Here is a 17,631-nt window from a genome sequence, read left to right on the forward strand (position 1 = left end):
GGGTATGAGGTATATCAAATTTTTCGCGTTGCTGCTGGTTACTGTTTTTACCTATGCCTGTAACAGCAATTCGGACAAGGAAGGCCAGGTAGTGCTTTTTAAAGGATTATACAGTGCCGGTCCCGAAATAAAATCGTTTAAAGATTGCGACAGCGGACAGGAATTTTGGGCGGTAGATAGCTCGAAACACCTCGAACTGGAATACTCGCAGCTTAATTTTGAAAAGCCTTACGAACCTGTTTATGTTGAGGTAGAAGGCATCAAGTCAAAATCGGGCAAGGCTGGTATGGGATCTGAATACGACAGTACCATCGTAGTAAAAAAAGTAGTTAAAATAACCAAAGAAATACCGCAGGACGTGTGTAACTAACACCTCCGGCGCATTGTTAATAAAAGCTTAAAACCATAACTTAGGTTTTTGCATTAAGCATTAAGTACACATCTGCCTTATCGGCCTTAATTTACAACCAATGGAATCGAAACGTCAGCAAAAATTTGCAGGAGTAATACAGGAAGACCTTGCAGCGATATTTCAGCGCGAAGGCATGAGCTATTTACCAAATACGCTGATCACCATAACCAAAGTGCGCGTAACCCCCGATTTGGCCATAGCCCGCATATTTTTAAGCTTTTTGGGTAACCCCAACGTGCAAACAGCTTTGCACACCATTAAATCGCATGCCTCAGAGATCCGGTATAAACTGGGTGCCCGCATAAAAGACCAGGTAAGGATCATCCCTCAACTTGAGTTTTTTGTTGACGATACCAGCGAGTACGTTGAGCGTATGGACAAAATTTTTGATAAGATAAGCAAAGAAGAGCGCCAGCCCGATACCGAATAACAGCGCCTATGGATAAGCATAAGCTGTTAGCCAATTACGTCAACAACCACCCCGAAGCTATTGGCAAAGTAGTTGATTTTGATGCGGCGAACGACAGGCTGTTTCAACTCGACCTTACGGCTGCCAACAAAGAATTAACCGTGGAACTTATCAATAACACCGGCTTATTTAGTCAATGGGTTAATGATAAGCTCCGCGATAATAATTGCCACTACGGTATCGGCGGTTATATGGAACACCGTACAATTTACGCTTTCAGCAGCCACTTTGATACCGAAGATGAACCGCGCCGGTTACATTTAGGTGTTGATATCTGGGGCAATGCGGGAACGACTATCTATGCGCCTTTAGATGGTATTGTTCATAGCTACCAGAATAATAATCACCTTGGCGATTACGGCCCAACCATTATTTTACAGCATAATTTAGATGGGCTTGAACTTTACAGTCTTTACGGGCATTTAAGCCGTGAAAGCCTATCGGGATTATATGTAGGTATGCCGATAAGCCGTGATCAGCAGATTGCTACGTTAGGCGATATAGAAGAAAATGGAAACTGGCCGCCACACCTGCATTTTCAACTGATGTTTGATATGGAAGGCAAAAAAGGTGATTATCCCGGAGTATGCAAGTTTTCGGAAAAAGAGATCTGGCAAAGGAATATCCCCGATCCGGGTTTGATATTGAGGTTTCCGGATGCGGTGAATGCCGGAGCCGTTAGCGCATAAAAAATTAAGGCACCCAAAATTTTCGGGTGCCTTATTCATTGCCTACTATTGATCTGATTGTTTATTATTCTCTCCTCAAACTATCCACAGGATTAGTTAACGCCGCTTTGATGGATTGAAAACTGATAGTTACAAATGCTATCAACACAGCAATTCCCGCGGCCAGTACAAACGTTGTCCAGCTAATACCAACCCGATAAGCAAATGCGTCCAGCCAATGGCTCATGGCCAGCCAGGCTATCGGGAATGCAACTACAATGGCAATCAACACCAGCTTAATAAAATCTTTCGCCAATAGGGTTACCACATTGCTTACGGTAGCGCCTAAAACTTTGCGTACACCAATTTCGCGGGTACGTACCTGTGCTGTGAAGGCAGCCAGACCGAATAAACCAAGGCATGAAATAAAAATGGCTATCCCGGCAAAGTAATTAAACAGGGTGCCTTCACGCTGCTCGCCCTGGTACAGGCGATTAAAGATCTCATCCAAAAATGTATAACCGAACGGGAACTGACCATTGTATTGCTTAAACTGCTTTTCGGCCGCGGCAATAGCTTGTGGCGCGCCGTTGTTTGTGGTTTTAATGTAGATGGAAGCGTAGGTGTCCGGAGCGTAATAAAATACGGTAGGCCCGATCTTTTCGCGCATACTGTCGAAATGAAAATCTTTAACAACACCTACAATGGTGCCTTCTGTTTTGCGCAGCCTGAAACGTTTGCCTATCGGATCTTTCATTCCTAACTCTTTAATGGCAGCCTCGTTAAGGATGTAATGCGCCGAATCACTTACTGAACCATCAAAGGCATGGCCTGCCGCCATTTTCATCTTGAAGAACGAGATAAAATCTTTATCGATGCCCTGTGGGTGTACAATGAAAGTTTGCCCAACAGCTTTGCCATCCCAATCGTTATCGCCCGAAATGCCGCCGTTGTGAACAAGGTTTCCGGTCGAGCGTGTTACCGCTTCCACACCCGGTTGTTTCAATAGTTCGGCTTTAACAGCGTCGTAATGATTTTTCATATCACGCATCCAAAAGGCAAAAACATGGCTTTTATCATATCCCAAATCCTTCGACCGGATATAATTCAATTGCCCGGTGATAACGATTGTACCGATGATCAATACTACCGAAAAGGTAAACTGAACCACTACCAAAATCTTACGGAAAAGCACATCGCCAATACCATTTGATATTTTGCCTTTAAGCGCTTTCAATGGTTCGAAAGATGAAAGTAATAAAGCCGGGTAAATACTTGATAACACAAGCGTGGCCACTATAGTACCACCTATTACAAACCAGATATGATAATCAGCAAGATTGAATATCAACTGCTTGCCAGCTATATCATTGAACACTGGCATCAGGTTATAAATAAGCAATATGGCAAGGGCCGATGAGAGTATGAAGAGCAAAGCTGTTTCAATCACAAACTGCATAAACAGCTGCATTTTTGCCGCACCAATAATTTTACGCATGCTGATCTCTTTAGCGCGGAGCATAGCCCTTGCGGTTGAAAGGTTAACGTAATTGATACAGGCGATAACCAAAATCACCAAAGCTATTACTATGAAGATGCGTACGGTGCTGATGCCCCTGTCGGTACCATCGGCATTGTAAAGGTGCATTTTGGTAGCCGGTAATAACAGGTAATCGGCATCGGTATCTTCGGGCCTGTTTTTTAGGTGGACTTTATTCAGATCGGCCGCGAGTTGTTTTAACGGGGTGCCGGGTTTCAGTTGCAGGTATGTCTCGTACGAGTAATTACCGAAATCATGGTTCAAGTCGTTTTTAAAATTAGTGAGCATGTATTTGATATGATAGCTCATCGGCATGATCATATCATAGTGGATGCTGGAGTTAAGCGGAAAATCATCAATAACACCCGATACCGTAAAGTTTTCCTTGTTATCGGCAACGATCACTTTGCCTAATGCTTCCTGGTTACCAAAATATCTTTTAGCCGTTTTCCGGGTTATCACTATTGAATTATCGTTGGTGAAAGGCTTCGTGGTATTGCCCTCTACCAGCGGAAAATCAAAAACAGTAAACAAAGTTGGGTCGGCAAAGCCTACGCCTTCTTCATTAAAAACTTTATCCTGGTATTTAAATAACGAAAAGAACCAATTATTGGTAAGCCGCACCTGGTTTTGTACCGCGGGCAGTTCCTGTTTGGCCAATGGACCCATTGGCGCCACGGTAACCTGCCATATCTGCTTGCTGGCACCCGTACCACCAAATAGCTCCACGCGGTAAATGTTGGAGGCGTTTTTATGAAAACTATCAAAGCTCAATTCGTCCTGCACCCACAGTAAAATCAATATACCTATCGCAAGCCCCATGGTAAGGCCGGCAATATTGATGATAGAATAAAACTTATTGCGCACCAAATTGCGCCAGGCGGTTTTGATATAGTTTTTAAGCATGGTATCGGCGTTATTGATCAATGAGCAATCAAAACAATGCCAATGTTTTAACTTGTTGATTGTTAGGTTTTTGAATTGTTGGTGGAATTGGCTATCGTTCGGATACGGACAATCGGGTGTTCGGCTTTGCGCATTTGGCCGGGATTTACTCACCCCGACATCGCTGCGCTTGTTATCTCCATCTGCGCTGTGAGTAAAGTTAGGCAATCCCCCAGAGGGGGAATAGGTTTGTAGTAAAATATTCTTTTAGATTATCCGTGCCAGAGGTACGGAACATCGGAGGTGGTGTACCTCTGGCACACAAAAACTTTCACTATCTCTACAAACCTTTTGCACCTCTGGTGCAGCTTTGCAAGGCTTTTGACTTACTGGCATTGAGGCTATACGTTAAGGGAGAGCTTGTTTTTTCAAATTCTTTTTATCCAAAGGATAAGAGTGGTCCAGCGAAGCGTAGAACGGGTGAGTAAACCATTGAATGTACTAAATCATTCAAAAACAGGCGCTATTATATTATGCTTCGCTAAAACCTGCATCAGCATATCTACCGAAAAATTACGCGTAATATCAATGCTGATATAATCACGGTCGCCGCTTTTTACCTCGCAGGCATCGCGGTCAAAATAAAGTACCAGACCGCGCATGCTGCCCGATAGGATGATGATCCTATCGTTATTGATCAGCTTAAAATTACTGCGCGTGCGTTTAAAAAAGCTGCACAGGTTTTTAATATGGCGATAGGTTAGTATAGAAACAATCATAATTTAGCCCTTTATAACAGATGCCAGGCGCTGCCTGATAATGATATTTTTAACACTGGCGGGCAGCAAACTGTTTAATAAAACCAGCATCCTGTTTATCCAGCCGGGAATAATTTCTTTTTTGCCCTTCAGCAAACCGTCAACCGCTATACGTGCTACGTCGCCGGGTTCCATAATGGTTGCCTTCGAGATGCCTTTTAGCTTATTGTTCATCACCAATAGCTCGGGCTTGGTATTGATTCCTCCCGGACTCAGCAAACTTACCTTTACGTTCGAGCCATGTAATTCCAACTGCAAACATTTGGTAAAATACCTGATGAACGATTTGGTAGCACCATATACCTGTTTTTTAGGCACCACAAACAAACCGCCTAAACTGCCAACGTTCAGTATGTACGATGTCCCATCAGCATTAGCCTGCGCCAAAAATAGCCGCGTAAGTAATACCGGGGTGATCACGTTCAGCTCTATCTGCTTTTTGTAAAACCCGATGTTCATATCCTCAAACCACGACCAGTTGCCCAAACCCGCGTTGTTCACAAGCATATCGGCCGTTATTTTGGCTGATCTAAGATACTCAAAAATAGCAGGGTAGCTCTCGGCCTGTGTTAAATCTATTTCAAGAAAACTTACTTTAACCTCAAAGTTTTTGCGAATAAATGAAGCCAGTTCCGGCAAACCCGAAGCAGGTAGCGAAACCAGCACCAGGTTAATACCCCGCGAAGCCAATTCAATAGTGAATGATTTGCCAAGCCCCTCACTGGCCCCGGTTATAATGGCGGTTTGAGTTGTTGTGTATTCAGGCATGTTTCAGATAGTTAATGGTTTTGTGCATTCCCTCGGTAAAAGGCGTTATGCGGTATCCCAATTGGTTGATAGCTTTTTGGCTGCTATATTTTTGATCGTATTTTAAACGCTCGGCAAATTCCGGTAAAAAGAAAGGGCGCAGGCCAGTAAGTTGCGTTTTTAATTTTTCGATATGGCTGTAAGCCTCTATAGCTTTCAGCGGTAGATGGAACAGGTGATGCCTTTTGCCGGATACCTGATATACAGTGTCGAAAAAAGCATTAAAACTGATATCCTCTCCGCCTAAAATATAACGCTCGCCACTACTGCCTTTTTCCATGGCTGCCATATGGCCATCAACCACATCGCTTAAAAAAGCATAATTGGCAACCTGCTCACCGTTGCCGGGGATAAAACGCCATTTACCCCGCAAATATGCCGATACCATTTTGCCAACCGTATTGCTTTCTGTAACAGGACCTTCGCCGTACACGCGCGATGGGTTTACAGTAACCACCTGCATGCCTTGTTTAACAAAGTTTTGCACCTCTATCTCGGCCAGGTATTTGGTGCGCTCGTAAGCTATCGGGAAACCTGCTATACGAGGATCGTTCTCACTCATTGGGTGCTTGATGGTTGGTCCCCATACGCCGCAGGTTGAAGTGTAAACTACTTTTTGTACGCCAGTACTGGCTGCAATTTCGAGCACATTGCGGGTGCCAACTACATTAGTTTCGTGGTAGTCATCGGGGTTACGGCACCACATTTTGGCCATGGCTGCAGTATGGTAAACCTGATCACAACCTTGCATGGCACGGGCGAGGCTTTGGCGGTACAGGATATTGCCGGCAACCGGCTCAATGTTGAGGTGTTTTATTAAATATGGATGATTGGTATTGCGGCATAGTGCTTTAACCTCATAGCCTTGCTCTGCTAAAGCCAATGTAAGCTGCCTGCCTATAAAACCTGTTGCGCCGGTTACTAATACTTTCATACAGGTATTACAACTGCTGCCGGGCTTACCCCTATGCTGATAGTTAAATTTTTTCGGGTTGATTAACTATTAGGTTTAATGGCAGAAATATTTAAATTTGAAATAACTATCAAACAAGCCTTACCTAAAATGAATATGTCTCAGAATCCTTACAGTAACTTTGCGGGTTTTTCGCCCGATGAATTAGGCTTTTTACAATATGCTACCCCCGATCTTACTGAAAATCAAAAGAAATACTTCTACATGGTTTACAGTAACAAGCGCAAAAACTCACAGGATATTTTATTGTTTACGCTGCTTGGCTTTATTTGCGTGGCGGGCATACAGCGCTTTGTATTAGGACAGGTTGGTATGGGGATACTTTACTTATTAACAGGAGGGTTTTGCGGGATAGGTACTATTGTTGATCTGATCAACAATAAGTCGATCACTTTGGAGTATAATAAAAATATGGCTTACGAAAGCTACCAGATGGCTAAGATGAGTAGCTAAGCAAGGCCATTATTAATTGTTATACTTGCTAATATGAAATTATCTGCCTTAACTAATTTCCTGGAAAGCCTTGCCCCGCTTAGCTACCAGGAAGATTATGATAACTCTGGCCTAATCGTCGGTAATCCCGATCAGGAGGTGAACCAGGCCCTCATCTCTCTGGATTGTACAGAGGCTGTAGTTGATGAAGCGATAGCTACCAACTGCCAGGTGATCATATCGCACCACCCTATCGTTTTTAAAGGACTGAAAAAATTTAACGGCAAAACCTATGTAGAGCGTGTGGTTGAAAAGGCCATCCGCAAAGGCATTGCTATTTATGCCATCCATACTAATTTGGATAGCGTGATGACCGGCGTTAACGCCCGCATTTGCGAAACCTTAGGTTTAAAGAACACTCGCATACTTGCACCTAAACATAACCTACTTAAAAAGTTGGTTACCTATGTACCCTTAAGCCATGCGGATGCTGTTCGCGATGCGTTATTCGCGGCAGGTGCAGGCAATATTGGCAATTACAGCGAAACCAGTTTCAATACCGAAGGCACAGGCACTTTTAAAGGCAACGAAGCCGCCAACCCTTATGTGGGTGAGGCCGGAAAGCGCCATAAAGAAAACGAAGTACGCATTGAAACCGTATACCCTGTCAATCTGGAAAGCAAAATACTGGTGGCGCTAATATTAGCACACCCGTACGAGGAAGTTGCTTATGATCTCTACAACCTCACCAATCAGCACCAGCAGATAGGCTCGGGCATGGTGGGCGAGCTGGATATGCCGCTTAACGAGGAAAGTTTCCTCTTCCAGGTAAAGGATAAGATGCGTACCCATGTAATAAGGCATACCAAATTGTTGGGCAAACCCATTAAGAAAGTAGCGGTTTGTGGAGGCTCGGGAGGCTTTTTATTGAAGCATGCCATAGCTGCCGGAGCCGACATTTTTATCACTGCCGATTACAAGTACCACGAGTTTTTTGATGCCGAAGGAAAAATAGTTATCGCGGATATCGGACACTTTGAAAGTGAACAATTTACGCAACAATTATTGTATGAAATAATTAGGAAAAAATTTCCTATCTTTGCCGTCCGTTTAACAGAAGTAAATACAAACCCCGTCAAATATTTTATTTAATGGAACAAACCGTAGAACAAAAGCTTAAAGCTTTATACGAGCTACAAACTATCCACACCAAAATTGACAGGATCCGCCAGGTAAGGGGCGAATTGCCAATGGAAGTTGCCGACCTTGAGGATGACGTTGCTGGTCTTGAAACCCGCATCCAAAAAATTAAAGGTGAGCTTGACGATGTGGAGGATGACATTGTTACCCGTAAAAACCTGATCAAAGAAGCTCAGGCTAACATCAAAAAATACGAAGCTCAACTTAACGAGGTTAAAAATAACCGCGAATACGATGCTATCTCAAAAGAGATCGAGATCCAGGGCTTAGATATACAAGTAAGTGAAAAGAAGATCCGTGAGTACGGCTTCGAGATCACCAATAAAACCCAGGTTTACGAAAAAGCCCTTGCCGACCTTGAAGCTCGTCAGGCTGATTTGGACGCCAAAAAAGAAGAGTTAGGTACCATCACAGCTGAAACTGAAAAAGAAGAGACCGAACTTAACGCACAGGCTGCAAAAGCTAAAGAAGATATTGAAGAGCGTTTGTTAACTGCTTACACCCGTTTACGTCAAAACGCTAAAAACGGCTTGGCAGTTGTAACCATTCAGCGTGATTCATGCTCTGGTTGTTTTAACCAGATCCCGCCTCAGCGCCAGTCAGACATCCGTCAGCGTAAAAAGATCATCGTTTGCGAACACTGCGGACGTATCCTTGTTGACGAGTTGATGGCTTTGGAAGTTGAAGAAGCTCAATAAGCAACCACTTATAAAGTTAAATATATAAAAGGCATCCAATTGGGTGCCTTTTTTGTTGATATTTGATCATGCCTAAAAACCGGATCACCTATTTTGCTTTAACCATCGCCACTATTATCCTCGGCCTGCTCTCCCGGCATTTTAAAACCATCCCTTTATTTATTGGCGATGTTTTGTATGCCACAATGGTTTACTTTATTATGCGGTTTATCTTTACTGAGAGGCCTGTTAAATTTAGTGTTATGGCTGCATTGGTATTTTGCTTCGCGATAGAGTTTAGCCAGCTTTACCAGGCGCCGTGGATAAACGATCTGCGACATACGCTTTTGGGGAGGCTGGTTTTAGGGCAGGGGTTTTTATGGAGCGATTTGTTGTGTTATGGTTTGGGAGTGGGGATAGGTGTTAGGGTTGATCAATTCATGCAACTATCTAAACTTCGTATACAATAAGCTTTAGTCTATCTATAGTTCTGAACTGTTTATCAGATGTAATAAATGGTAGATTAAAAAAGATGGCAGTTGCCGCTATAATTGCGTCTGGAAGTTTCAAGCTATGCTTTTTCTTCACCTCAACATATTGATCTTTTAACGAATTGCTCATTGAGATAATAGAGCAATCATCCAACAAGTTTTTGATCTGCTTTTCTTGTTGATCCGATAATCCTTTAAAGCCAAGTAATTCAAGTTCGGTAATAAAGGATATGTAAATTTGCTTTCCTTGAAGTAACTCCTCTATAGCAGTATCACCATTGAGTAAGTATAGCATGATATTAGTATCAACTAAAATCTCTTTCCCACTCATTTCTAAGTTTTGTTTGAATGGTCATCGGGTCTTCATCTAAAGAAAGTATTCCGCTGTATTTTTTTGCATTGAAGCCAGTAGCAGGAGCATCTTGATAGATCTTTTGCTCAATGGCTTTTATTTCTTTTTTACTGGCTCCTTTTTTTAGTACTAATACCATTGTATTGCCCTTTTATCAAATTTACACAAAATCTGTTTTACTTACTAATCTCAAAACAAACTCGTCTGCTTCCCTTTCCTTGGCACAAATAAACTATAGTCGTATTCAGGCATCTCCCTGTCGGCCATAAAGCGTTTGCAAGCCATTTTAAACATTTGATGAACAGATTCGGCTATCTTGCCATCGCCGCTCATCCTGCGGCCGTATTCGCTGTCGTTTAGCTTTCCATCGTGTGTGGAGCGGATCATGTTCAATACTTTTTCGGCCCTGTCGGGGAATGCCTTGTAGATCCAGTCGCTGAAAATTTCGGCGATGCTGCCGTTCAAGCGTACCATAGTGAAGCCGGCCGCTAATGCGCCCCGATCGGCAGCGGCGCGAATGATATTGGGGACTTCGTTACTGTTCAATCCGGGAATGATGGGGGCGGCCATCACCCTAACCGGAATGCCTCTTTCCGAAAGTTTTTGAATCACAGATAACCGTCCTGTCGCGGTTACCGTGCGCGGCTCCAGCTTCTGGCGCAATTGTTCATTTAATGAGGTGATAGATACGTTTACATGTACCAGGTTAAGCTTGGCCATATCGCTTAGGATATCGATATCCCTTAATATTACATTGTTTTTGGTGATGATGCTTACCGGGTTTTTGTATTTCCAGAACATCTCAAGCAGCCTTTGAGTTATGCCCAATTTACGCTCCACAGGCTGATAACAATCGGTATTTCCCGAGAGCATAATGCAAACCGGCTTATAGTTCTTTTTATTAAAATATTGTTCCAGCAGTTCGGGGGCGTTAGGCTTGATAATGATCTTCCGTTCAAAATCCAAACCGGCACTAAAGCCATAATATTCGTGGCTGTTACGGGCGTAGCAATAGATACAACCATGCTCACAACCCTGGTAGGGGTTGATGGAGTACATATGGCTTAGATCCGGACTGTTGGATTCGCTTACTATTTTTTTTGGTGTTTCCTCAAAAAGTTGCGTGTTGGAGTTTTCGAGTAAAGGCTCGTCGAGTCCCTCGATATGATCAAGAACATAGCTGTTTTTCAGAAACTTATTGTGCGTATTTACCTGTGCGCCCCTTCCCTTAAAAAAGTCGGGATTTTCCTCATGTGCCATTAAACAAATTTGCTAAATAAATTAGCAAATTACAACTCAATAAGCTTATTTTTTATGCTGTATAAAACGAGGCCCACACGGCTTTTGATCTGCAGTTTTTCAAAAAGCTGATCACGATAGCTATCAACCGTGCGTACGCTGATGTTCATAGCTTCGGCAATTTCCTTGTAGGTAAGCTCGGTGCCGGTAAATTTCAAAAACTCTATCTCGCGGGGGTTGAGTTTAATATTTTCGAGTTTATTATTAAAATTGGTGATGAGGTGGCGGGTTACAAATTCAGGATAATAAAGCTCGCCTTGCGATACTTTCAAAAGAGCATCTTCCACCTCATGTGGTTCCGAATCTTTAAGCAGGTAGCCTTTTACGCCCATCTTCACCATTAGCAATACCTTCTCGGCATCCTCAAACATAGATAGGATGATAACGCAAATACCGGGATGTTTTGCACGGAGCCATTGGGCGGTTTCTACACCATCCATAATTGGCATGCTGATATCCAATAAAACAATATCCGGAACAAGACCGCCGGTAACGGTGTTTACCAGTTCCTGGCCGTTGGCTGCTTCAAATAAAATGTTGTAACGTTTAAAGTTGCTAACAAGCGCGGCCATGCCACTTCTAAAAAGTTTGTGGTCATCAACCAGGGCTATTTGAATGGGTTCCGTTAGCATAAATTTGTTGCGCCAGGGGATTAAACGACAGTTTGATCCGGCAACCCTTACCCAATGAACTATCAATATTTACAGTTGCACCAACTAAAGCTGCCCTGTTTTCAATGTTCCGTAATCCTGAACCGCCCTTACCCTCAACCTTTTCGGTATTGAAACCAGCACCATCATCTTCGACGAGCAAATTAAACAATTGCTCATTATAATACAAACTGATTTTTAGGTTGGCGGCTTTGGCGTACTTCAGCGTGTTATTTACTGCCTCTTGGAAAATCCTGAACAGTACCAGTTCGCGCTGTTCGCCAAGGTTAAACACATCGCCCTCTACATTGAGGGTAGCATTAATAATACCACTGCGCGTCAACCTGCCAACTTCGGTTTCGAGTACCTTAACCAGGCCCTGCTCGCCTATATGCTCAAAGCTCATGCTTTTTGAAAGGTTGCGCAAATCGTTAATTGCCTGCGCTACCAGTTCGCGGTTTTCATTTACCCGAACTTTCTTGTCCTCATCCAAACTGTTGTTTAACAAACCGAGGTTCAATTTTACAAAGGATAATACCTGCGTTATATTATCGTGAATTTCACGGCTGATATCATTAAGCGTTTGTTCCTGGATCTCGATCTGGGTTTTGAGCATCTCCTGTTTAAACGATGCTTTCAGGTTCTCTTTTTCGAGCAGGTTTTTGTTTTGCTTTTTCTGGTACATCAGCATAAAACTGATCATAAATACGCCGAGTAGCAGCAGTAACGCCGTACCGGCAATTATGATAAGGATAACTTGTTCTTCCTGAAAGAGCATATAAAGGCAAATGAAAGTAAACAATTAAATATAACCGAGTTTATGTCAATCAATGCGCCAGCCAGCAAATAGAAATGATAATTGTTTCTATACACCATGTAGCTAAAGCATGAATAGTAAAACGTAGTGGCCAGGTAGTAAAAAAACATGCCGGTTACTGCTAAAAAAGGAGGATGAGTAGCAAGCTCGATAAACTCATCGGTATCTTCATTTAATAACCGGTAGTAATAATTGCATATTAGCCACAAGCTAAATAGGTTTTGTGTAACAATGGCAATGGTGCTTCTTTTCCAAAAGCCCTGAATAAAAAATATATCTATTAGCGATAGCAATATTACACCGACAACGATGATGCGTCCGGATTTTATCCGGGTTTTATTGTTATCTAATGACAAAAGGAAGCCTGTGAAAAACACAAATTCGATAATGTCTTGAAAATTATTGCACCACGCATTAGTGTGGTTGATTATCAGTAAATTAAATACGTTTAAAAGTTCATAGATAGATATAAAGATCATGTATGGCAAAAACCACTTAAAGTTTTTGGGAAGTGACTTATATGCAATGATGCAGCATAAAAATGCTATTAAGTCCATTACATAATAAAAGTTCTCGAGCATGACCGCTAAAATAAAGGTTATTAGCTGTCATGCTGTTAACTGTTTTCAAATATTTATGGACACGAAGGAGGACAATCTTTGCCCCTGTTGTACACCGGTAGTATCGCGCCTGTTTTTGCTACTGCTTCTTCTGAAGAAAGTGCGTCTATATCCTTACCATCTGGCCCGGCAACGGTTGGGGCAAATGCTATTGACATCTGATTTGGCGATATTTCATGTTTATCATGATGGACACCGAAATGAAATCTCACACCGGTGGCATTTGACGGCAAGTTCTCAACAAATTTCTTCAGATGGTCAACAGATACCCAGGTAGATTCAGTATCCCTGATACCATGGTGCTTGTCGATAATAGCTTTGCGGTGTTTTTTGTAACGCTCAACCATCTCACGTGCTTCTTTTGGATCAATAATTTCCATACAGTTTAGGGGATTAAATTGTGTCCACCAATCTATATAAATATTATAAACTATCCCACCCGTTATTTCACCATTTTTAAATCCGTTTAAACACGGTATAATTGTTAATTACTAACTTGAAATAACAATATTTTACATTGCATGTTAAATAGCCATGCGTAAACTGCTGCAAAAACTGCTTACCAAACCTATCATTAAACTGGCCGATAGGCTTTCGTCCCGTCCAGATAAAAAAAGAGTTGACAAGGCGCTAACCCAGCTCTATAAAAACTTGATTTTGAGACCCGGCAAACGAGGGCCTGTGATACATTTTAATCCGGAAGCCGACCGTTTCATCATCTTGTCGGATCAACATAAAGGCGGGCGTGATGATATGGACATCTTCGCCCTTGCCGAAGGTAACTACCTTGCCGCCCTCGATTATTATCATCAGCACAACTTTTTCTATATCAACCTGGGCGATAGTGAAGAACTGTGGGAGAACCTGTTTGTCACCATCAAAAAGCATAACCAGGCTACATTTAATAGCGAAAAGCGATTTATCAGCCGCAAAGCGTTCATCAAAATATTTGGCAACCATGATCTGTATTGGGATAATGATCCATTAGCGGCGACTGGCCTAAAGCAAATTTATGGAGAGCCGATAAAAATAAATGAGGGCGTAATTTTACATTCGCTCATTAAAAACAAATCATTAAATATCCTGCTTACGCATGGTCACCAGGGTGATTTGCAAAGCGACGGTAATTGGTTTAGCAAATGGTTTGTATCAGATATATGGGGGCCGTTACAGGCTTTCCTTAAAATAAACCCTAACACGCCGGCTAATAATGATCTCTTAAAAACCGATCATAACCGGATCATGTACGATTGGAGCTCGAAACAGGAGAATACAATACTAATTACCGGCCACACGCATCAGCCGGTATTTAAATCGTTAACGCACCTCGAAAAACTGTATAACGATATTGCCGCAGCCAAAAAAGCGGGCGATCAACAATTGGCTGATGGCTTAAGCAAACAAATAGTAAACCGGCAGGCAAAAGGCGATGTAGTCCCGGACTTTAGCGCCTACCGTCCCACCTATTTCAATAGCGGCTGTTGCTGTTTTGATGATGGCGATATAACAGGCATAGAAATAGCTGAAGGCCAGATCCGTTTAATTAAATGGGAATACAACGATCAAAAGAAAAGCGAAAGAAAAGTGCTGGATGAATGTAAATTGCAGGAGCTTTTGTAAAGCCTGAAGTCATTAGTCTTCAGTAAAAAGGAAGAAAATGAAATATACGTTGACTGATGGCTTAAGACTAAAGACTTCCGGCTTGTTTAACCTTCCAACATAAACACAAAAAGCTCCTTAGGCCCATGCGCGCCTAAAACCAATGTTTTTTCAATATCGGCAGTGCGGCTTGGCCCGGTAACATTGCTGATCATGGATGGTAGGTTGTTGCCGTAACGCTCTTTGATGAGTTTAAACCCGTCTTTAAGATCCATCACCATTTGCGATGTGTAGGCCAGTACAATATGAACCGATGGATAGATGCTCAACCTGCGCCCGGCCATGTTTCCGTTTGAGAGTAGGATACTGCCGTTACGGGCAATTAAAGCTTCGCAGAGGGTAAAGCCTACTTCGGCTTGCTCAAAATCTTTATCGGTTTCGTAAAAGGGATATTCGAATTGGTTTAGTATTTCCTGCAGTTTGGGTTCCCAGCAGTAAATTTTGCGCCACTCGCGGGCTTCGGCAAGATTAATGAGGTTTTCGATAAATTGGAGTTCATCCTCACAAAAAACAAACTGCCCGGCTACATTGGTGAATTGTTCGGCGAAGATCACCTCGGGCATTTCATCGGTGGGCGGGTAAAAAGGAAGATCTTCCAGTTGAGGGTATGGGTTATCCCGTTTCTCCAGAAGCGCTTTCCTTATTTTTTTAAGCAGTTTTTCTTTTGATGTGGTGATATCCCTCATAATGTTAAAAAGAAAAGCCACCAGCAAGGCCGGTGGCTTTTAATTAATATGGTGTATTAAAATTTTGGATCTTCGCTGTCAACCCTGGTAATTTCGGGGTTGGTAACAGTTTCGGGGATGGCGTTGTTATCCACATCTGGGTTTAACGCAGCCTCGCCGTTTACAAACTTATCATAAGTGGTACGCTCATCAAACGGACGTTTGCCTAAAATTTCTTCCAGGTCGCTTTGGAATAATACTTCTTTCTCCAATAGTTTTTGAGCGATGCTTTCCAAACCAGCACGTTTTTCGTTTAACAAGTCTTTGGTTTTTTGATAAACCACATCAACCAGTTTACGTACTTCGTTGTCGATCATTTCGGCAGTTGTGTCCGAATATGGTTTGTTAAACTGGTACTCGCCTTGTGGATCGTAGAAGGATACGTTACCAACACTTGTGTTCATACCATAAATTTTGGTCATGGCATAAGCAAGTTTGGTGATGCGTTCTAAATCGCTCAATGCACCAGTCGAGATCTTACCGAAAACGATATCTTCAGCAACACGGCCACCCATTGATACGCTCATTTCATCCAGCAATTGCTCGGTGGTATATAAAAACTGCTCTTTTGGCAGATATTGAGCATAACCTAAAGCAGCAACACCACGCGGAACGATAGATACTTTAACCAATGGATCGGCATGTTCCAGGAACCAGCCTGCAATAGCGTGACCGGCTTCGTGGTAAGCAACAATGCGTTTTTCTTCGGGAGAGATGATCTTGTTTTTCTTTTCCAAACCACCGATAACACGATCGATAGCGTCCTGGAAATCTGTCATATCAACCGATTCTTTGTTTTTACGGGCGGCTATCAAAGCAGCCTCGTTACAAACGTTGGCAATTTCGGCACCTGCAAAACCTGGGGTTTGGGCTGATAATTTTTTAGCGTCAACACCATCAGATAATTTGATAGGTTTCAAGTGAACTTTGAAAATTTGCTCACGACCGATCAAATCCGGTTTATCGATGGATACCTGCCTGTCGAAACGGCCCGGACGCAATAGCGCTGAATCCAGTACATCCGGACGGTTGGTTGCAGCGAGGATGATAATACCAGAGTCAGTACCGAAACCATCCATTTCAACCAATAACTGGTTCAGGGTGTTTTCGCGCTCATCGTTACCGCCTACAATATTGTTTTTACCACGGGCACGGCCAATGGCGTCGATCTCATCGATAAAGATGATACAAGGAGCTTTATCTTTTGCCTGGCGGAACAAATCACGTACACGTGATGCACCCACACCCACAAACATCTCCACAAAATCAGAACCTGAAAGTGAGAAGAAAGGCACCTGCGCTTCGCCTGCAACGGCTTTAGCCAACAAAGTTTTACCTGTACCCGGTGAACCTACAAGCAATGCGCCTTTAGGGATCTTACCACCCAGGTTGGTGTATTTTTTAGGGTTTTTAAGGAAATCAACAATTTCCATAACCTCTTGCTTAGCTTCTTCCAAGCCGGCAACATCGTTAAAGGTTACGGTTACCTGTGCTTCTTTATCAAACAGGGTAGCTTTTGATTTACCGATATTGAAGATCTGGCCACCCGGGCCACCGCCCGAACCTCCGCTCATGCGGCGCATAATGAAGATCCACACACCAGCAAATAAAACAACCATAATGATGCCTTGAACCAACCAGTTTGATAACAGGCTTTCATGGCCCTGCTCAAAAGTAACCGGTACTTTCTGATCGTCCGGAATGTCCTTTTGCGCGTCGGCAATTGATTTTTTTAAGCTTTCGTAGGTTGCATCGGTAAATGAAAACTGCGGACCGCTATTGCTTGTGCTGGTATTGAAAAAGTTTTTCTCTTTTTGTGCCGCTGCAGCAAAATATGGTTTATTTAAGCTGCTTTGCTTAATGTAAACCTCGGCAACAACCAGGTCGCCGCTTTTATAAGCTACAATTTTTTGAACATCATTAGTACGAAGCATGTTAGCTTCAAACTCCTGAAAATTAACCAATTTACCCGTTCCGTTATTCATTAAGGTAGGGATGAGTAAAAAAGCCAGGATAACAATACCGTATAGCCACATGATATTGAACTTAGGTGGCTTGGGAGATGAGGGCTTCTTATTCACAATTTTTCGGATAGGTCTTGGATTTTCTGATTTAGAATCTTTAATATCTTTCATTT

20 protein-coding genes are annotated in these 17,631 nt (G+C 42.6%); 8 read left to right on the top strand and 12 right to left on the bottom strand.

What is annotated here, in order from left to right; genetic code table 11:
* Nucleotides 1–4: 4 nt before the first annotated feature.
* The 3 genes from AAFN85_RS18025 to AAFN85_RS18035 all read left to right on the top strand — a co-directional run bounded on the left by AAFN85_RS18025 (nucleotide 5) and on the right by AAFN85_RS18035 (nucleotide 1,570).
* Entirely contained in the window at nucleotides 5–370 is a 366-nt protein-coding gene (locus tag AAFN85_RS18025) for a hypothetical protein (protein ID WP_347529002.1), read from the top strand.
* A 100-nt stretch (nucleotides 371–470) separates the two neighbouring features.
* On the top strand, nucleotides 471–842 hold the full coding sequence (gene rbfA / locus AAFN85_RS18030) for a 30S ribosome-binding factor RbfA (RefSeq protein WP_347529003.1): 372 nt from the start codon (nucleotides 471–473) through the stop codon (nucleotides 840–842).
* Nucleotides 843–850: 8 nt separating this feature from the next.
* Nucleotides 851–1,570 (top strand): peptidoglycan DD-metalloendopeptidase family protein, encoded by a 720-nt coding sequence (locus tag AAFN85_RS18035; protein WP_347529004.1) that lies wholly within the window; start codon nucleotides 851–853, stop codon nucleotides 1,568–1,570.
* Nucleotides 1,571–1,634: 64 nt separating this feature from the next.
* Here the strand turns inward: AAFN85_RS18035 and AAFN85_RS18040 are convergent, their stop codons facing one another.
* The 4 genes from AAFN85_RS18040 to AAFN85_RS18055 form a co-directional block, all read right to left on the bottom strand.
* Nucleotides 1,635–3,995, bottom strand: coding sequence for an ABC transporter permease (locus AAFN85_RS18040; protein ID WP_347529005.1), 2,361 nt, complete (start codon nucleotides 3,993–3,995; stop codon nucleotides 1,635–1,637).
* A gap of 485 nt (nucleotides 3,996–4,480) precedes the next feature.
* Entirely contained in the window at nucleotides 4,481–4,753 is a 273-nt protein-coding gene (locus tag AAFN85_RS18045; protein WP_347529006.1) for a hypothetical protein, read from the bottom strand.
* Between the two features lie 3 nt (nucleotides 4,754–4,756).
* Nucleotides 4,757–5,560 carry an SDR family NAD(P)-dependent oxidoreductase gene (locus AAFN85_RS18050; RefSeq protein WP_347529007.1) on the bottom strand — a complete coding sequence of 268 codons (804 nt, stop codon included), beginning with the start codon at nucleotides 5,558–5,560 and terminating at the stop codon, nucleotides 4,757–4,759.
* A complete protein-coding gene (locus AAFN85_RS18055) occupies nucleotides 5,553–6,533 on the bottom strand; it encodes an NAD-dependent epimerase/dehydratase family protein (RefSeq protein ID WP_347529008.1) in 981 nt (326 codons plus the stop codon). Before AAFN85_RS18055 ends, AAFN85_RS18050 begins: the two co-directional genes overlap by 8 nt.
* 78 nt (nucleotides 6,534–6,611) lie before the next feature.
* Between AAFN85_RS18055 and AAFN85_RS18060 the strand changes: the two genes are divergently transcribed.
* From AAFN85_RS18060 to AAFN85_RS18075, 4 genes are all read left to right on the top strand, one after another.
* Entirely contained in the window at nucleotides 6,612–7,025 is a 414-nt protein-coding gene (locus AAFN85_RS18060) for a TM2 domain-containing protein (RefSeq protein ID WP_347529009.1), read from the top strand.
* A gap of 33 nt (nucleotides 7,026–7,058) precedes the next feature.
* Nucleotides 7,059–8,156: a Nif3-like dinuclear metal center hexameric protein gene (locus AAFN85_RS18065; RefSeq protein ID WP_347529010.1), complete on the top strand. Its 1,098-nt coding sequence runs from the start codon at nucleotides 7,059–7,061 to the stop codon at nucleotides 8,154–8,156.
* Nucleotides 8,156–8,902, top strand: a complete 747-nt coding sequence (locus AAFN85_RS18070) for a C4-type zinc ribbon domain-containing protein (RefSeq protein WP_347529011.1) — start codon at nucleotides 8,156–8,158, stop codon at nucleotides 8,900–8,902. Before AAFN85_RS18065 ends, AAFN85_RS18070 begins: the two co-directional genes overlap by 1 nt.
* Before the next feature lie 68 nt (nucleotides 8,903–8,970).
* A complete protein-coding gene (locus AAFN85_RS18075) occupies nucleotides 8,971–9,351 on the top strand; it encodes a DUF2809 domain-containing protein (RefSeq protein WP_347529012.1) in 381 nt (126 codons plus the stop codon).
* Here AAFN85_RS18075 and AAFN85_RS18080 read toward each other — a convergent pair.
* The 6 genes from AAFN85_RS18080 to AAFN85_RS18105 form a co-directional block, all read right to left on the bottom strand.
* The gene (locus tag AAFN85_RS18080) at nucleotides 9,332–9,703 is read right to left on the bottom strand and encodes a type II toxin-antitoxin system VapC family toxin (protein WP_347529013.1); all 372 of its coding nucleotides are present in this window, start codon (nucleotides 9,701–9,703) and stop codon (nucleotides 9,332–9,334) included. The genes AAFN85_RS18075 and AAFN85_RS18080 overlap by 20 nt on opposite strands.
* On the bottom strand, nucleotides 9,678–9,863 hold the full coding sequence (locus tag AAFN85_RS18085) for a hypothetical protein (RefSeq protein WP_347529014.1): 186 nt from the start codon (nucleotides 9,861–9,863) through the stop codon (nucleotides 9,678–9,680). The genes AAFN85_RS18080 and AAFN85_RS18085 overlap by 26 nt, the downstream gene beginning before the upstream one ends.
* A 50-nt stretch (nucleotides 9,864–9,913) precedes the next feature.
* Entirely contained in the window at nucleotides 9,914–10,984 is a 1,071-nt protein-coding gene (locus AAFN85_RS18090) for a PA0069 family radical SAM protein (RefSeq protein ID WP_347529015.1), read from the bottom strand.
* Nucleotides 10,985–11,013: 29 nt separating this feature from the next.
* On the bottom strand, nucleotides 11,014–11,655 hold the full coding sequence (locus AAFN85_RS18095; protein ID WP_347529016.1) for a response regulator transcription factor: 642 nt from the start codon (nucleotides 11,653–11,655) through the stop codon (nucleotides 11,014–11,016).
* Nucleotides 11,621–12,451 (bottom strand): ATP-binding protein, encoded by an 831-nt coding sequence (locus tag AAFN85_RS18100; protein ID WP_347529017.1) that lies wholly within the window; start codon nucleotides 12,449–12,451, stop codon nucleotides 11,621–11,623. The genes AAFN85_RS18095 and AAFN85_RS18100 overlap by 35 nt, the downstream gene beginning before the upstream one ends.
* 673 nt (nucleotides 12,452–13,124) lie before the next feature.
* Nucleotides 13,125–13,490: a hypothetical protein gene (locus tag AAFN85_RS18105; RefSeq protein ID WP_347529018.1), complete on the bottom strand. Its 366-nt coding sequence runs from the start codon at nucleotides 13,488–13,490 to the stop codon at nucleotides 13,125–13,127.
* Nucleotides 13,491–13,644: 154 nt separating this feature from the next.
* Between AAFN85_RS18105 and AAFN85_RS18110 the strand changes: the two genes are divergently transcribed.
* Nucleotides 13,645–14,730, top strand: coding sequence for a metallophosphoesterase (locus AAFN85_RS18110; protein WP_347529019.1), 1,086 nt, complete (start codon nucleotides 13,645–13,647; stop codon nucleotides 14,728–14,730).
* Nucleotides 14,731–14,816: 86 nt separating this feature from the next.
* Here AAFN85_RS18110 and AAFN85_RS18115 read toward each other — a convergent pair whose 3' ends face one another.
* A complete protein-coding gene (locus AAFN85_RS18115) occupies nucleotides 14,817–15,455 on the bottom strand; it encodes an LUD domain-containing protein (RefSeq protein ID WP_347529020.1) in 639 nt (212 codons plus the stop codon).
* 56 nt (nucleotides 15,456–15,511) lie between these two features.
* Nucleotides 15,512–17,629, bottom strand: coding sequence for an ATP-dependent zinc metalloprotease FtsH (gene ftsH / locus AAFN85_RS18120; protein ID WP_347529021.1), 2,118 nt, complete (start codon nucleotides 17,627–17,629; stop codon nucleotides 15,512–15,514).
* Between the last annotated feature and the right edge of the window lie 2 nt (nucleotides 17,630–17,631).

This window comes from Mucilaginibacter sp. CAU 1740 (assembly GCF_039839285.1).
Classification (GTDB): domain Bacteria; phylum Bacteroidota; class Bacteroidia; order Sphingobacteriales; family Sphingobacteriaceae; genus Mucilaginibacter.